Annotated in this window: 16 protein-coding genes; 11 read left to right on the top strand and 5 right to left on the bottom strand. The window is 66.2% G+C overall.

Translation table 11 applies throughout. The features are described from left to right. Position 1: 1 nt before the first annotated feature. Entirely contained in the window at positions 2 to 1,066 is a 1,065-nt protein-coding gene (locus tag KT882_RS29755) for an aminoglycoside phosphotransferase family protein (protein ID WP_228894005.1), read from the bottom strand. Positions 1,067 to 1,165: 99 nt separating this feature from the next. Between KT882_RS29755 and KT882_RS29750 the strand changes: the two genes are divergently transcribed. The 4 genes from KT882_RS29750 to rsmA are packed head-to-tail and all read left to right on the top strand — an operon-like array spanning position 1,166 to position 6,769. Next, positions 1,166 to 3,409: an LPS-assembly protein LptD gene (locus KT882_RS29750; RefSeq protein ID WP_161070990.1), complete on the top strand. Its 2,244-nt coding sequence runs from the start codon at positions 1,166 to 1,168 to the stop codon at positions 3,407 to 3,409. Between the two features lie 57 nt (positions 3,410 to 3,466). Next, entirely contained in the window at positions 3,467 to 4,825 is a 1,359-nt protein-coding gene (locus KT882_RS29745; RefSeq protein WP_161070989.1) for a peptidylprolyl isomerase, read from the top strand. A 16-nt stretch (positions 4,826 to 4,841) separates the two neighbouring features. After that, positions 4,842 to 5,975, top strand: a complete 1,134-nt coding sequence (gene pdxA / locus KT882_RS29740) for a 4-hydroxythreonine-4-phosphate dehydrogenase PdxA (protein WP_161070988.1) — start codon at positions 4,842 to 4,844, stop codon at positions 5,973 to 5,975. 17 nt (positions 5,976 to 5,992) lie between these two features. Continuing rightward, positions 5,993 to 6,769: a 16S rRNA (adenine(1518)-N(6)/adenine(1519)-N(6))-dimethyltransferase RsmA gene (gene rsmA, locus KT882_RS29735; protein ID WP_161070987.1), complete on the top strand. Its 777-nt coding sequence runs from the start codon at positions 5,993 to 5,995 to the stop codon at positions 6,767 to 6,769. A 189-nt stretch (positions 6,770 to 6,958) separates the two neighbouring features. On the opposite strand, the gene KT882_RS29730 is transcribed toward rsmA, so the two are convergent. The 3 genes from KT882_RS29730 to KT882_RS29720 form a co-directional block, all read right to left on the bottom strand. Next, positions 6,959 to 7,579 (bottom strand): hypothetical protein, encoded by a 621-nt coding sequence (locus KT882_RS29730; protein ID WP_161070986.1) that lies wholly within the window; start codon positions 7,577 to 7,579, stop codon positions 6,959 to 6,961. A 14-nt stretch (positions 7,580 to 7,593) separates the two neighbouring features. Further along, the gene (locus tag KT882_RS29725) at positions 7,594 to 8,169 is read right to left on the bottom strand and encodes a hypothetical protein (RefSeq protein WP_161070985.1); all 576 of its coding nucleotides are present in this window, start codon (positions 8,167 to 8,169) and stop codon (positions 7,594 to 7,596) included. 146 nt (positions 8,170 to 8,315) lie between these two features. Then, positions 8,316 to 9,773 (bottom strand): metallophosphoesterase family protein, encoded by a 1,458-nt coding sequence (locus KT882_RS29720; protein ID WP_228894004.1) that lies wholly within the window; start codon positions 9,771 to 9,773, stop codon positions 8,316 to 8,318. A 73-nt stretch (positions 9,774 to 9,846) separates the two neighbouring features. Here KT882_RS29720 and KT882_RS29715 point away from each other — a divergent pair, with 73 nt between their 5' ends. Both KT882_RS29715 and hrcA read left to right on the top strand, forming a co-directional pair. Next, positions 9,847 to 10,557 (top strand): HAD family hydrolase, encoded by a 711-nt coding sequence (locus KT882_RS29715; protein ID WP_161070984.1) that lies wholly within the window; start codon positions 9,847 to 9,849, stop codon positions 10,555 to 10,557. A gap of 37 nt (positions 10,558 to 10,594) precedes the next feature. After that, entirely contained in the window at positions 10,595 to 11,611 is a 1,017-nt protein-coding gene (hrcA, locus tag KT882_RS29710; protein ID WP_161070983.1) for a heat-inducible transcriptional repressor HrcA, read from the top strand. A 92-nt stretch (positions 11,612 to 11,703) separates the two neighbouring features. Here the strand turns inward: hrcA and fur are convergent, their stop codons facing one another. Then, on the bottom strand, positions 11,704 to 12,132 hold the full coding sequence (gene fur, locus KT882_RS29705; RefSeq protein ID WP_161070982.1) for a ferric iron uptake transcriptional regulator: 429 nt from the start codon (positions 12,130 to 12,132) through the stop codon (positions 11,704 to 11,706). Positions 12,133 to 12,253: 121 nt separating this feature from the next. Here fur and KT882_RS29700 point away from each other — a divergent pair, with 121 nt between their 5' ends. From KT882_RS29700 to KT882_RS29680, 5 genes are read left to right on the top strand one after another with little or no spacing between them, the layout of a single operon-like run. Next, entirely contained in the window at positions 12,254 to 12,859 is a 606-nt protein-coding gene (locus KT882_RS29700; RefSeq protein ID WP_228896803.1) for an outer membrane protein assembly factor BamE, read from the top strand. A 21-nt stretch (positions 12,860 to 12,880) separates the two neighbouring features. Continuing rightward, entirely contained in the window at positions 12,881 to 13,687 is an 807-nt protein-coding gene (gene dapB / locus KT882_RS29695; protein WP_161070980.1) for a 4-hydroxy-tetrahydrodipicolinate reductase, read from the top strand. 2 nt (positions 13,688 to 13,689) lie between these two features. Continuing rightward, positions 13,690 to 14,373, top strand: a complete 684-nt coding sequence (locus KT882_RS29690) for a MotA/TolQ/ExbB proton channel family protein (protein WP_161070979.1) — start codon at positions 13,690 to 13,692, stop codon at positions 14,371 to 14,373. A gap of 18 nt (positions 14,374 to 14,391) precedes the next feature. Then, positions 14,392 to 14,814, top strand: coding sequence for an ExbD/TolR family protein (locus KT882_RS29685; RefSeq protein WP_161070978.1), 423 nt, complete (start codon positions 14,392 to 14,394; stop codon positions 14,812 to 14,814). After that, positions 14,814 to 15,140, top strand: a complete 327-nt coding sequence (locus tag KT882_RS29680) for a barstar family protein (RefSeq protein WP_161070977.1) — start codon at positions 14,814 to 14,816, stop codon at positions 15,138 to 15,140. Before KT882_RS29685 ends, KT882_RS29680 begins: the two co-directional genes overlap by 1 nt. The last annotated feature ends 159 nt before the right edge of the window (positions 15,141 to 15,299 follow it).

Below are 15,299 nucleotides of genomic sequence, written 5' to 3'. Positions count from 1 at the left end.
CTCAGAAGGTGTAGCCGACTTGGGGCTGCTTGTTTTCCAGCGCGTCCAGCAGGCGCACCAGCGGCTTGAGGTCCTTGTAGCGGCCCGCCGTCTTGCGCACGTAATCCAGCACGGTGGGCAGGTCGCCCAGGTACATCGGCTTGCCGTCGCGGTAGTTCAGGCGGCAGAAGATGCCGAGGATTTTCAGGTGGCGCTGCAGCGCCATGTATTCGAAGTCCTTGTAGAAGGAGTCGATGTCCTTGTTCACCGGCAGGCCTTCGGCCTTGGCGTGCTGCCAGTAGCGGATGGCCCAGTCCAGCACCAGCTCCTCGTCCCACGAAATGTAGGCGTCGCGCAGCAGCGAGGCCACGTCGTAGGTGATGGGGCCGTAGACGGCGTCCTGGAAGTCCAGGATGCCGGGGTTTTTCTCGTCCATCCACATCAGGTTACGGGAGTGGAAATCGCGGTGCATATAGACCTGCTGCTGCGCCAGGCAGTTGGCGATGATGGCGTCGAACACCTTCTGCAGCTCGGCCGCCTGGGCTTCGGTCAGCACGGCGCCCAGGTGTTTGCCGATGTACCATTCCGGGAACAGGTTCATCTCGCGCAGCATGAAGGCGCGGTCGAATTCGGGCAGCACGCCGGGCTGGCTGGCCTTCTGGATCTGCACCAGCGCTTCCAGCGCCTCGGCGTACATGGTGGAGGCGTTGTCCGGGTCCAGCACCTGCAGATAGGTGCTCACGCCCAGGTCCTGCAGCAGCAGGAAGCCGCGCTCGACGTCCTGCGCCACGATGGCGGGCACGGACACGCCGGCGGCGGCGAACAGCGCGTCAACCTTGACGAAGGCCGGCACGTTCTCGCGTTCGGGCGGCGCGTCCATCACGATCAGGGTGGCGCCGTGGGCCTGCTGGTGCGCGGGCAGCACGTCGACGCGGAAATAGCGGCGGAAGCTGGCGTCGGCCGAAGCGGGGCGCGCGGACGCCGGGTCGACCAGGTTGAGGGAAGCGAGCCAATCTTTCAACAGGATCAGGCGGGTGTCGGCGCCGTCTTGGGCGCCGTTGGATGGTGAATTAGACAATAAAGACATGAAACAGCCTGTGGAATCCGGTTGGTGTGAACAATTCCCATATAATAAGGGATTAAAGTTAAAAAATCGCCTGTCAATGGTGTTTCGCCCCTTCATTTCATGAGCCGGTTCTCAGTCCCTCCTAGCCCCCACAGCTGGGCGTTCGCGCTCACGGCCCTCGTTACCGCCACAGCGGTGCCCGGCTACGCCCAGACCGCCCCCAAACGCACGCACGTGGCCGACCCGGACGCGCCGACCATTATCCGTGCCGAGGAATTCGATGGCCGCCCGGACCGGGAACTGAATCTGGCGCGCGACGTCGAGATCGTGCGCGACAAGACCCGCGTGACGGCCGACACGGCCTGCTTCCGCCAGGTCGAGGACGAGGTCGAGGCGCGCGGCGGCGTGAAGATCTGGCGCTACGGCGACTACTACACCGGCGACGAGCTGAAACTGAACCTGGAATCGGGCAAGGGCTATATGCTCAACCCGACCTACAAGCTGGAGCTGAACGCGGCGCAGGGCAAGGCGCGGCGCATCAACTTCCTGGGCGAGGACGAGGCGCTGGTCATCGACGGCACCTACAGCACCTGCCAGGGACCGGATCCGGACTGGTATCTGAAATCGAGCACGCTGAACCTGGACTCCGGGCGCGACGTGGGCGTGGCCGGCAAGACCATCGTCTACTTCAAGAACGTGCCCATCATCGGCACCCCGGCCATGTCGTTCTCGCTGTCGGGCGCGCGCCGCTCCGGCTGGCTGCCGCCGATCCCGGGCTTCGGCTCCAAGGGCCGCGCCGAACTGACGGTGCCGTACTACTTCAATATCGCTCCCAACCGCGACCTGACGCTGTTCCCGCGCCTGATCGCCCAGCGCGGCATCCAGCTCGGCGCGCACGCGCGCTACATCGGCGAAACCGACGCGGGCAGCTACGCCGGCGACACCTTCATCGAGTATCTGCCGAACGACAAGCTGGCCAATGCCGACCGCTGGATGATCACGTCCAACCACACGCAGGCCATCGCCAAGGACTGGACCTACGGCTGGAACGTGCGCGCCGCATCGGACAACAACTACCCGAGCGACTTCTCCAAGACCGTGTCCGGCTCGGCCGAGCGCCAGCTGCTGCGCGAGCTGCGCACCGACTACCGCGGCGAGTACTGGAGCTTGTCGGCGCGGGTGCAGAAATACCAGGTGCTGCAGGATCCGGCCGCCGAGACCGATCCCGCGCTGTTCGTGTCGCGCCCCTACGACCGCCTGCCGGCGATCAACTTCCAGGCGGCGCGCTACGACGTGGCCGGCTTCGACTGGCAGCTGAACAGCGAACTGACCAGCTTCTGGCACCCGACCCTGACGCGCGGCAACCGCCTGGTGGCGCTGCCGCAGGTGAGCTACCCCATCATCGGCGCCAGCTACTTCATCACGCCCAAGCTGATGCTCAACGCGGCGGCCTACCAGCTCGACGCGCACGACGGCAGCGACAGCAAGTCCCTCACGCGCGCCGTGCCCACCATGTCGCTCGATTCGGGCCTGGTGTTCGAACGCGACACCAAGCTGTTCGGCCGCGAGGCCACGCAGACGCTGGAGCCGCGCCTGTTCTACGTGAAGACGCCGTACCGCGACCAGAAGGAATTCCCCAACTTCGACACGGCGGCGGCCACCTTCAACTTCTCGCAGATCTTCAACGAGAACCGCTTCGTCGGCTCGGACCGGGTGGGCGACGCCAACCAGATCACGGCGGCCGTGGTGTCGCGCTTCCTGGAAGCGAGCGGCGCCGAGCGATTGCGCCTGGCCTTCGGCCAGCGCTTCTACTTCAGCGACCAGCGTGTGCAGCTGGACGCGAGCACGCCCACGCGCGACGCCAAGTCCGACATCCTGCTGGCGGCCAGCGGCGTGATCTCGGAAAGCTGGGTGCTCGACAGCGCGCTGCAGTACAATCCGGCCGACAGCCGCGTGGTCAGTTCCAACCACGCGGTGCGCTGGATCCCGGGCGCGAAGAAGGTGCTGAACCTGGGCTACCGCTACCTGCGCGACACGGTCAGCAACAAGACCGTGTTCAAGAACGTCGACCTGTCGAGCCAGTGGCCGCTGTCGTCGCGCTGGTTCGGCGTCGGCCGCATCAGCTACTCCCTGGAGGACAAGAAGATCCTGGAAGGCCTGCTGGGCCTGGAATACAAGGGCGACTGCTGGGTGTTCCGCATGGGCGCGCAGCGCTTCGTGACCACCGCCAAGGAAGCGTCCACCCCCATCTTCTTCCAGCTTGAGCTGGACGGTTTGTCCAAGTTCGGCGTCGGCAATCCGCTGGAGGCGCTGCGCAACAGCATCCCCGGCTACCAGCGCCTGAACGAGAATGTCCGCCGCTAACCCGGCGTTATCCATCACCACTGACTCATGAGCGTCACATCTATGCGTAATGCCCGTATGCACCAACTCAAGATCGCAGCCCTGCTGCTGTGCGCCATCACCGCCGGCGGCCAAGCCCTGGCGCAGGACGCCAAGCCGAAAGGTTTCACGCCGCCGGTCCCGGTAGGCCAGACCAGCAACACGCCGATCGACTCGATCGCCGTGGTCGTCAACGAAGACGTCATCACCCGCCGCGAACTGACCGAGCGCGTGAAGACCGTGGTGCAGCGCATGAAGGCGCAGAACGTGCAGCTGCCCGGCGACGCCGACCTGCAGCGCCAGATCCTGGAGCGCATGATCGTCGAACGCGCCCAGCTGCAACTGGCCAAGGAGATGGGCGTGCGGGTGGACGACAACCAGCTCGACCGCGCCATCGCCCGCATCGCCGAGCAGCAGAAGCTGACCGTGCAGGACATGCGCAACCAGATGGAAAAAGAAGGCATCACCTTCGCCGCCTTCCGCGAGGAGATCCGCGAAGAGATCATCATGCAGCGCCTGCGCGAGCATGAGGTGGACAACAAGGTGCAGATCTCGGACGCCGAAGTGGACGCCCAGCTGGCCGCCGAAGCGGCCATGGCGGCCGAGCAGTTCGAGATGAACATCTCGCAGATCATGATACGCATCCCGGAAAACGCCTCGCCGGAAGTGATCGCGCAGAAGAAAGCGCGCGCCGACGAAGTGATGCGCCAGCTGCGCACCGGCGCCGATTTCGCCAAGATGGCCGCCACCTACTCCGACGCCGGCGACGCGCTCAAGGGCGGCGAAGTGGGCTGGCGCAGCGCCGACCGCCTGCCGCCGCTGTTCGCCGAAGCGCTGGAAAAGCTGAAGCCGGGCCAGGTTACGCCGGTGATGAAAAGCGTGGGCGCCTTCCACATCCTGAAGCTGACCGAAAAGCGCAGCATGGCCGAAGCGCAGGCCGCGGCCGCCGTCACGCAGACGCGCGCGCGCCACATCCTGATCAAGGTCACGCCCACCACCAGCGCGGCCGACGCCAAGCGCAAGCTGGAAGACCTGAAGGAACGCCTGGACAACAAGGCCGCCAAGTTTGAAGACCTGGCGCGCCTGCAGTCGAACGACACCTCGGCCGCCAAGGGCGGCGACCTGGGCTGGCTGATGCCGGGCGACACGCTGCCGGAATTCGAAGCGGCCATGAACGGCCTGAAGATAGGCGAAGTGAGCACGCCGGTGGAAACCAGCTTCGGCTACCACCTGATCGAAGTCCTGGAGCGCAAGACCGACGACCTGTCGAAAGAGAAGCAGCGCACCGCAGCCCGCAACGCCATCCGCGAACGCAAGACCGAGGAAGCGGCGGAAGACTGGCAGCGCCAGGTGCGCGACCGCGCCTACGTCGAGTACCGCGGCGACGACCTGAAATAAGAAAGGGGCAGACTCGATGAGCGCCACTCTGCAATCCTGGCGCCCGCGGGTGCGCCCATCGGGAACCCGGCCCGCCATTGCCGTCACGGTAGGCGAGCCGGCCGGCATCGGCCCGGAAATCTCCATCCGCGCCGCCTGGGCCATGCGCAACGAAGTCAATTGCGTGCTGCTGGGCGACGCCGCCTTCCTGGCCATGACGGCCAGCTACATCGACCCCGCCATCCGCCTGTCCGCCCTGTCGCTGCAGGCGGTGCGCAACGGCGGCCTGCCGCACTTCGGCCCCGGCGCCATCAGCGTGATCGACGTGCCGCTGGCGGCCCACGTGGCGCCCGGCACGCTGGACAAGGAAAACGGCCGCGCCGTGCTGGCCACGCTGGACGCCGCCATCGAAGGCGTCGCCGCCGGCTGGTTCGAAGCGGTGGCCACCGCCCCGCTGCAAAAGAGCACCATCAACGACGCCGGCGTGCCCTTCTCCGGCCACACCGAATACTTCGCCGGCAAGACCGGCGCCGCGCAAGTGGTGATGCTGCTGGCCGGCCAGCCGCTGCAGGCGATGCCGCCCGCCGGCGAGGCCGCGCCGCCGGCTCCGCCGCCGCTGCGCGTGGCCCTGGCCACCACCCATCTGCCGCTGAAGGACGTGGCCGGCGCGCTCACGGTGGAAGGCCTGGGCGCCACGCTGGACATCATCGCGCACGACCTGAAGACCAAGTTCGGCATCGCCGCGCCGCGCATCCTGGTGGCCGGCCTGAACCCGCACGCGGGCGAGAACGGCTACCTGGGGCGCGAAGACCTCGACGTGGTGGCCCCGGCCATCGCGGCGGCGCAGGCGCGCGGCATCGCCGCCACCGGCCCCTATCCGGCCGACACCCTGTTCCAGCCCAAATACCTGCAGCACGCCGACTGCGTGCTGGCCATGTACCACGACCAGGGCTTGCCGGTGCTCAAGTACGCCACCTTCGGGCGCGGCGTCAACATCACGCTCGGCCTGCCGCTGATACGCACCTCGGTCGACCACGGCACCGCGCTCGACCTGGCCGCGCAAGGCCTGGGCCGCGCCGACTGCGGCAGCATGGAGGAGGCCATCGCCACCGCGCGCCGCATGGCGGACGCGGTGCAAGCCGGCTTGCCCAACAGCGGCGTCCGCGCCTAATCACTGAAAAGAAAAACATGAAACACATCGCACGCAAACGCTTCGGCCAAAACTTCCTGCACGACGACAACGTCCTGTCCAGCATCACCGAATCGATCAATCCGCGCGCCGGAGACGCCATGGTGGAAATCGGCCCCGGCCTGGCCGCCATGACGGACCAGCTGCTGCGCTCCCTGCCGCATATGCACGTGGTGGAGCTGGACCGCGACCTGGTGGCGCGGCTGGAAAAGAAATACCCGCGCGAGAAGCTGACCATCCACTCCGGCGACGCGCTCAAGTTCGACTTCGGCAGCATCCCGGTGCCGGAAGGGCAGAAGCTGCGCGTGGTCGGCAACCTGCCGTACAACATCTCCAGCCCGCTGCTGTTCCACCTGGCGGACTTCGCGCCGCAGGTGCAGGACCAGCATTTCATGCTGCAAAAGGAAGTGGTGGAGCGCATGGTGGCCGAGCCCGGCAGCAAGGTCTACGGCCGCCTGTCGGTGATGCTGCAGTGGCGCTACCAGATGGACCTGCTGTTCGTGGTGCCGCCGGAAGCGTTCGACCCGCCGCCGAAGGTGGAGTCCGCCATCGTGCGCATGATCCCGGTGGCCCATCCGCTGGCCTGCGACCGCGAGACGCTGGAAGCGGTGGTGCAGAAAGCCTTCTCGCAGCGCCGCAAGGTGATCCGCAACTGCCTGTCCGGCATGTTCACCGAAGAGCAGATCAAGGAAGCCGGCATCGACCCCACGGTGCGCCCGGAAACCGTCGCGCTGGAGCAGTACGTCGCCCTGGCCAACCTCCTCAAGCCCGCCTAAGCCCCAAGTCCCCACCCCTTTTTGGGGTTTTGGCATTGTTTTTTGCGGGCAAAAAAAAGCCCGCTCAGGGAGCGGGCTAAATCCAATTCTTTGGGAAGAAATGGAGGAGACAGGTGCATTATGCTGCGCCGCAGAATATATCGCCAATTTATTTTGGCGATACCAGTTATTCTCCTCCTGAATGACGCCTTACTTCGGCACGCAGGTCAGCACGATGTTGGCGCGCGGAGCCGTGCCCATCAGGTCGCTGCCGTTGGTGACCGTGCAGCGGATGGTTTCCGGCTTGGGAGAGATATCAAGCACCGTTACGCCGTAGGGCTGGCCGGTCGGGATGGCTGCCGGGAAGGTGAAGTTGAGGCTGTCCTTGGTCAGCACCACGGTGCCGCCCGTGCTGCCGTTGGTCAGCGTGACCACGGTGTCGTTCAGGATGCTGCCGGCCGTGATGGTGCCGCCTATGGTGTAGGTCTTCTGGGTGCAGATCACGCTGGCCGAGATGGTGGCGGTGCGGCCTGCCGAGCCGGCGCCGTTGACCACGCTGCAATCCATATTGGCGGGCGGGGTCAGCACCTTGATGTCGTACTCGGTGCCGTAGGAAATGCTGTTGTTGAACTTGAACGTGGTGGCGCCCACCGGGATCGTCAGGGTGTCGCTGCCGTTTTGCAGCACCAGGCCGCTGTTGGCCACCGGTTGCGGCACGCCTTGGCTGGTGACGAACACGCCGGTCACGTCGAACGACGCCTTGCCGCCGCAGGCGCTCAAGGCCAGCAGCAGGGCCGCCGCGGCGGTAGTGCGTACAGGAAATACTTTCATTTTATGCTCCAGGCTTATTTGCAGGTGACGGCGACGTCGTGTTTGGCGCCGATCGGCATGATGCCGTTGCCGTTGGCGACGGTGCAAGTCTGGCCGGTTGGCTGCTTGAGCACGCTGACGCCGTAGGGCGCGCCGTTCGCTACCTGGGCAACGAAGGTGAAATCGGTGGTGCCGGGCAGCGGGGCCACGGTGGCGTCGCCGTTGGCCAGCACCAGGCCGCTGCCGGTCAGGCCGCTGATCGAGCCGCCCAGCGGATACGGGTCGGTGGTGCAGCTGATCACCGTGGTGCTGTAGGTGTAGTAGTTGATCTTGTTCTTGTTGCTGCTCGGGGTGCAGACCTGGCCCACCGGGCTCTTGTCGACCTTCACTTCAAACGGCGTGTCCGGGGCCAGCAGGTCGGGGAAGGCGAAGTTGCTCGGCGTGCCGTCGATGACCAGCTGCTTGCCGCCATTGCTCAGGATCAGGCCGGCACGGTTCAGGCCGAGGATGCTGCCGCTGACTGGCAGGCTGCCGCTGTCGCTGCCGCCGCAAGCGGCCAGTGCACTGGCCAACACCAAGGCTGCGCCGCAACGCGAGGTCAAACTATTCATAAAACTCTCCAGATACTAAATAAGTACTAAGGTAAGGAAGGCCGGGCCTTGCGGCGGCGGATGCGTAAGGCGCATGCGGCGCCTATTTTAGTGCATCCGCCAGCGGCAACTTGTAACAGCTTGTGACTTTGGCATGGCGAAACCGGCTATTGTACTTGCGTCACGCTGCACACGGAGCGCTTGCCGCTGATCTGGCAGCGGTTTTTTATTGCGCCGTGCCGGTCGTGCACGGTAACGGTCCACTCGCCGGGGCCGCCGCGCTCCATGGCCATGAAGCCGAAGCCGCCTATCCAGCTGCTGAATTGCTCGGCCACGGCGCCCGGCGCCGGGCTGACGCCGGCCGGCAGCCGGGCCGGCAGCGGCGCCATGTCCTCGGCCGTGCCGGAGAAGCCGGCCACGAACTGGCTGGGATGCGGGCTGGAAAAGCTGAGCTGCTGCCACAGGTGCACATGGCCCGACAGCAGCACCTGCACGCGCTCGGGCAGCAGCAGGGGATTGAGCGAGCCGAAGCTTTGCTGCAGGCCGGCGTCGCCCAGGTGCCAGTCGAGCTGGCCGTCCGGCTTGAGTTCGGCGCCCACGCCCAGGATGGGGTGGTGGGTCACGGCCAGGTTCCACGGCGCCTGCCGCGACAGCGCGTCCAGGCGGCGGTAGGTGGCGCGGTACTGTTCGTAGCCGGCGTCGCCCGGCTTCAGGCCCTTCCAGGTGGTGGCGGCGGTGTCGGCCACCAGCAGCTGCGCGCCGCCGCCCAGGGGCACGGCGTAGGGATCGCTGTAGTTGCCGGGCGCGTCGCCGGCGTTGTCGCGCGCCGGGTCGACGCAGTCGCGGCCGCTTTGCAGGGGACGCGGGTCCAGCAAACGCCACCAGCCCTGGCCGGCGCGCTCGCAGCTTTCGTGGTTGCCGCGCGCCACCACCCAGGGCGCGGCGGCCAGCAGCGCCGCGCCGGGGCGGAAGAAGTCCTCGCGCCAGGTGTCCCAGCCGTAGCCGTGCGGGCTGCCGGCGCAGCCGGCCTGGCTGGCAGGGCAGGGCGATTCGCGGTAGTGGTAGTCGCCCACGTGCACCACCAGGTCGGGCTTCCACGCGGCGGCGGCGGCGGCCACGGCGGCGAAGGGATAGGCTTGCGGGTCGTTGCAGTCCTGGTATTCATTGCCGCTTTTCTTCAGGCGGCAGCCGGTGTCGCCGATGACGACGATGCGGCGCGGCTGGTCGCGCGGCAGCGGCAGGGACACGGAGTAGGCCGGCGCGGGTGCGCCCCCGCTGGTGACGCTGGCGGTGGCGGCGCCGGGCGGCAGCGCCGCCTCGCACACGCGCAGCGGGAAGGCCGAGGGCTGGGCGTCCTCTTTGGCCGAGTTGGCGCGCAGCGGCAGCGTGGCGGGCGCGGCGCGCAGCGCCATGGGGCGGCTGGCGCCGTCCACCACGAGAGCGGGGCAGGCGGGCGCGTCCAGCACCACGCGCGCCACGGCGCCGCCGTCGCCCATCAGCACATAGGCGGCAAAGCCGTCCGGCAGGGCCTGCGGGGCCTTGTCCGGGCGCTGGACCAGGGGGCCGGCGCAGGCGGCCAGCAAGGCCAGGGGCGCCAATGAGAAGGGGGCGGACAGTTTGGACAAGGGGCGCTCCGTGTGGACAATCCATTAATTTAACATGCTCCCCCAGCCGCCGCAGCCGTGCGACAATATCGGCATGACAGCCCGCCCGCCCCTGAAAGCCATTCTGTTCGATCTGGACGATACCTTGTGGCCGATCGCGCCCGTGATCGCCCAGGCCGAAGTGACGCTGCACGCCTGGCTGGCCGAGCACGCTCCGCGCGTGGCGCAGCAATTCTCCATCGAGGAGCTGCGCGCGCGCCGCATGGCGCTGCTGGCCTCCCGCCCCGAGCTGCACGTGGACCTGGCCAGCCTGCGCCGCGCCGGCCTGCAGGCCGCGTTTGCCGAGCTGGGCGAGGACGAGCGCCACCTGGACGGCGCCATGCGCCACTTCTCGGCCGCGCGCAACGCCGTCAAGCTGTACGACGACGTGCTGCCCGGCCTGCTCAAGCTGAAGCAGCGCCTGGTGCTGGGCACCATCACCAACGGCAACGCGGACCTTGAAGTGGTCGGCATGGCACACCATTTCAAGGTGTCGCTGGCGGCCGCGCATTTCGGCCGCGCCAAGCCGGCCCCGGACATTTTCCTGGCCGCCTGCGCGGCGCTGAATGTGGCCCCGGCCGAGGCGGTTTACGTGGGCGACGATTTGAAACTGGACGTGGAAGGGGCGCAGCGCGCCGGCCTGCGCGCGGTGTGGATGAACCGCAGCGGCAGCGACGCCCACCTGGCCGCCGGCATCGCGCCGGACGCCATCTGCGCCACATTTGACGAACTTCTGGACTGGCTGGAAAACCAGCTGGCATATTGATGCCCTGCCTGCGCGCGTCTGCGTGCATAATAAGACCATGCAACTCGATATCCGTGCCCAAACCCTGCTCAAAGCGCTCGTGGAGCGTTACATCGCCGACGGCCAGCCGGTAGGCTCGCGCGCGCTGTCGAAAATTTCAGGGCTGGACCTGTCGCCGGCCACCATCCGCAACATCATGGCGGACCTGGAGGAGCTGGGCTATGTGTCCAGTCCGCATACCTCGGCCGGGCGCATCCCCACGCCGCGCGGCTACCGCATCTTCGTCGACACGCTGCTGACCGTGCAGCATATCGACGAAAGCTCGGTGGAGGCGCGCATGCGCCTGCCCAGCCAGCAGCCGCAAAAACTGATCGCCAACGCGGCGCAGATGCTGTCATCGCTGTCCCAGTTTGCCGGGGTGGTGATGGCGCCGCGCCACGAGTCGGTGTTCCAGCAGATTGAATTCCTGCGCCTGTCGGAAAAGCGCATCCTGCTGGTCATCGTCAGCCCGGCGGGCGACGTGCAGAACCGCATGCTGCTCACCGACGTGGACTACACGCCGGCCCAGCTGGTGCAGTCGGCCAACTACATCAACCAGCACTACAGCGGCCTGGCGCTGGAGGACGTGCGCGGCCGCATGCAGGGCGAGCTGCGCCAGCTGCAGACCGATATGGGGCGCCTGATGCAGGCGGCGGTGGAGGCCGGCAGCGAGGCCATGGCCGGCAGCACCGACGACATGGTCATTTCCGGCGAGCGCAACCTGCTGTCGGTGAGCGACCTGTCCTCGAACATGAGTTCGCTGCGCCAGATGTTCGACATGTTCGAGCAGAAAACCGGGCTGATGCAGCTGCTGGACGTGTCCAGCAAGGCTTCCGGCGTGCAGATTTACATCGGCGGCGAGTCCAACCTGGTGCCGATGGATGAGATGAGCGTGGTGACTGCGCCTTACGAGGCCAACGGCAAGATCGTCGGCACCCTGGGCGTGATCGGGCCGACGCGCATGGCGTATGAACGCGTGATACCGATCGTGGATATTACCGCCAAATTGCTCTCGAATGCGCTGAGCAACCATTGATTGGCGGGTTACGCGCTGCGCGCTAACCCGCCCTACGGGCAGCTTGGGATTGCGTAGGGCGGGTTAGGCGGCACGCCGTAACCCGCCAAATTTTATTGCTTGTGCGGGCACTCGGTCTTGACGCAGTTGCCGTAGATGGCCAGCGCGTGTTCGGCGATCTTGAAGCCGCGCGCTTCGGCGATGCTTTGCTGGCGGTGCTCGATTTCCTCGTCGAAAAATTCTTCCACGCGGCCGCAGTCCAGGCACACCAGGTGGTCGTGGTGCGAGCCGGCGTTCAGTTCGAAGATGGCCTTGCCGGTCTCGAAATGGTTGCGGTTCAGCAGGCCGGCCTGCTCGAATTGGGTCAGCACACGGTAAACCGTTGCCAGGCCAACATCCATATTATCGGCCAGCAGGATCTTGTAAACATCCTCCGCGGTCAGGTGGCGCACCGGGCTATTCTGGAAAATGTCGAGGATCTTCAGGCGCGGTAAAGTCGCTTTCAGGCCGCTTGCCTTCAGGTCGGTTGGGTTGTTGCTCATGTTTCTTACTCGTGTGTGGGACAATGTGCTTTATCATATAGTGTTTTGGCACTTCCGCTCAATCGATTTGAGGTCATTTATGCGCATCACCCAGGCTATACCGCAGTCCCTGTTGCACAGTATGAAACGCCGCACGCCCCTCGTGGCGGGTGCGATTTGCCTCGCGCTGTCCGTTTCCGGTTGCGCCTCGCTCAGCACGCTGGGCGAGAAGAAGGCCGACCTCAAAGTCGAAGATAACGCGGTCGTGGCCGGCAAAGGCGCCCAGGTCCGCAGCATTTCGCAACTGCAGAAGTTCATGTGGTTCTTCTCGCCTTACCGTCCGGACATTCAGCAGGGCAACTTCATTTCCCAGGAAATGCTGCAGCAGCTCAAGCCGGGCCAGACCCGCGACCAGGTGCGCTTCATCCTCGGCACGCCGCTGCTGCAGGACATCTTCCACGCGGACCGCTGGGACTACCCCTTCCGCCTGGCGCGCGGCAATGGCGAGACCATAGACAGCACCGTGGTGGTGTATTTCAAGGACGGCAAGGTCGACCGCTTCGAAGGCGGCAACCTGCCCACCGAACAGGAATACATCGCGCTGATCGCCGGCCCTGCCAAGAACGCCAAGCAGGCGTTGAAGGACCAGAACAAGGGCGTGTCGCCAAGCTCGGCGCCGCTGCCGGCCGGCACCGACTCCGGCGCCGGCGCACCCGTGCCGGTAACGCCGAAAATCGAATCGAAATAAGGACAGAAGTTAGGGCTATTGATGACTGAACTGAACATTGCAATCGTGGGCGCGAGCGGCCGCATGGGCCGCATGCTGATCGAAGCCGTGCAGGGCACGCCGGAAGTGCGCCTGTCCGGCGCGCTGGACCGGGCGGACTCGCCCAGCCTGGGCCAGGACGCCGCCGCCTTCTCCGGCAAGCCGGCCGGCGTGGCCATCGTATCCGACCTGGCCAAGGGCCTGGCCGGCGCGGACGTGCTGATTGACTTCACCCGTCCCGAAGGCACGCTGGAGCACCTGGCCTACTGCGCCGAGCACGGCATCAAGATGGTGATCGGCACCACCGGCTTCGACGAGGCCGGCAAGGCCGCCATCGCCGAAGCGGCCAAGAAGACCGCCATCGTGTTCGCGCCGAATATGAGCGTGGGCGTGAACGTCACGCTCAAGCTGCTGCAGCTGGCCGCCAAGAACCTGAACATGGGCTACGACATCGAGATCATCGAAGCGCATCACCGCCACAAGGTGGACGCGCCGTCCGGCACAGCGCTGAAGATGGGCGAAGTGGTGGCCGAGGCCCTGGGCCGCGACCTGAAGGACTGCGCCGTGTACGCCCGCGAAGGCGTGACCGGTCCGCGCGATCCGTCCTCGATCGGTTTTGCCACCGTCCGCGGCGGCGACATCATCGGCGACCATACCGTGCTGTTCGCGGCGGACGGCGAGCGCATCGAGATCAGCCACAAGTCCAGCAGCCGCGTGTCCTACGCCAACGGTTCGGTGCGCGCCGCGCGCTTCCTGGCCGACAAGTCCGTGGGCTTGTTCGACATGAATGACGTGCTGTCGCTGAACTGACGATGGACGACCTGGAGAACCACTTCAGCCTGGGGCGCTATTGGGCGCAGGGCGACGCGCTGAGCCACGCGGTGGCTTATGTGCTGCTGGCGATGTCGCTGGTGAGCTGGTACTTCATCCTGTCCAAGGCCTTTGCCTCGTGGCGGGTGCGGCGCAGCGCGGACGCGGTGGAGGCGTTCTGGAACGCGCCCACCATGGGCGACGGCGTGGCCCTGCTGGATGCGGCCGATCCGGAGCGCGTCTACCTGCCGCTGGCGCAGCAGGGCGCGGCGCAGGTGGATATGGTCAGCAAGCGCACGCTGGCGGGCGGCATGGACCATGCGGAGCAGGTGACGCGCGTGCTGCGCGGCGCCATCCACCGCTCCACCATCAAGCTGGAAAGCGGCCTCACGCTGCTGGCCTCCATCGGCTCCACGGCGCCCTTCGTCGGCCTGCTGGGCACCGTATGGGGCATCTACCACGCGCTGTCGGCCGTTTCCAGCCACGGCACGGTGCAGATCGACAAGATCGCCGGCCCCGTGGGCGAGGCGCTGATCATGACCGGCATCGGCCTCATGGTGGCGATCCCGGCGGTGCTGGCCTACAATGGATTCAACCGCGTGAACCGCCTGACGCTGTCCGAACTGGACGCGTTCGCGCACGACCTGCACGCCTACCTGACCAGCGCCGAGCGCGCCCGCGGTTGAGCTGATCGAGGAATCCGCATGGCCTTCGGCGCATTCAACCACCACCGCCAGAAAGAAGCGATGTCCGACATCAACGTCACGCCCATGGTGGACGTGATGCTGGTGCTGCTGGTGATCTTCATCCTCGGCGCGCCGGCCTTCACCAGCGCGGTCAAGCTGGACTTGCCCAAGGCGCAGGCGGCGCAGCCGCAGCAGCCGGCCGCCACGGTGACGGTGGCCATCGACGGCGCGGGCAAGATGTACTGGAACAATGAAGCGGTCACGCAGGCCGTGCTCGAGCAGCGCCTGGCCGAAGCGGCGCGGCTGGAGGTGCAGCCTGAACTGCAGCTGCGCGCAGACAAGGACACCCGCTACGAAATCGTGGCGCAAGTGATGGCGGCCGCGCAGACGCGCGGCCTGAGCAAGATGGGTTTCGTTACCGACCCGAAGGAAAACAAATAATGGCTACCGCAGAACTGAACGGCGCAGCGATCAAGGATTTCGACAGCTTCCACGCCGAATGCAAGGCCGCCTTTGGCTTTCCCGATACCTACGGCAATACCATCGACGCCTGGATCGACTGCCTGAGCTATGTGCGCGACGAAGACGGCATGACCAAGTTCCACCTCAAGCCGAACGAAGTGCTCGACATCGTCATCAAGGATTCCGCCGCCATGAAAGCGGCCGTGCCCGACCTGCTGGAAGAAATCACCTTCTGCGTGGGCGGCATCAACGAGCGCTACGAAGACTACGGCGAAAAGCCGGCCCTCAAGCTCACGCTGCGCTGATGGCGGAGCTCGGCGGGTTACGCACTGCGTGCTAACCCGCCCTACGCATGGCTTGCGCCTGCGAGTCCGCAACCCGCCGGGCTTGCGAGTTCCGCAACCCGCCGGGTTACGCATGGTATGCGCCCTGCGCGTTCCGTAGGGCGGGTTAGCGCCGCAGGC

Origin of the sequence: Pseudoduganella aquatica (assembly GCF_020865585.1) — a bacterium.
GTDB classification, from domain to species: domain Bacteria; phylum Pseudomonadota; class Gammaproteobacteria; order Burkholderiales; family Burkholderiaceae_D; genus Rugamonas; species Rugamonas aquatica_A.
The sequence above is the reverse complement of the archived record's forward strand: the minus strand, read 5'-3'. Positions and strand labels throughout refer to the sequence as shown.